Below are 336 nucleotides of genomic sequence, written 5' to 3'. Positions count from 1 at the left end.
GAATCTTTCAAAAGGTCCTGCGATGTGGTCTCCGAGAACCCAAAATGATAGAATGCTTTTTGCCGAAGAATGGCGTTTAGCATTGGAGAATACTCCCAATCTTGATTTCTTTCAGGATATGGTGAAACAACTGATTGTTGAAAATAATAAAGTAGCCGGAGTAGTTACTTCTTTAGGAATTGAGATTAAAGCAAAATCCGTAGTTCTTACAAACGGAACTTTTCTTAACGGATTAATCCATGTTGGAGATAAACAATTAGGAGGAGGAAGAATGGGTGAACCAAGAGCTTTTGGAATTACAGAACAACTGGTCACTTTAGGTTTTGAGGCAGGAAG

General features: G+C 38.4%; 1 protein-coding gene. It reads left to right on the top strand.

The window, feature by feature from the left end; translation table 11 throughout:
- Positions 1-52: 52 nt before the first annotated feature.
- The coding region (locus tag GB932_RS22225; protein WP_231915948.1) for an FAD-dependent oxidoreductase at positions 53-336 on the top strand (284 nt) is incomplete at its 3' end.

Source organism: Microbacterium karelineae (genome assembly GCF_009745985.1).
GTDB classification, from domain to species: Bacteria; Actinomycetota; Actinomycetes; order Actinomycetales; family Microbacteriaceae; genus Microbacterium; species Microbacterium karelineae.
Note: the sequence above shows the minus strand (reverse complement) of the source record. Positions and strands in the feature narration are given on the sequence as shown.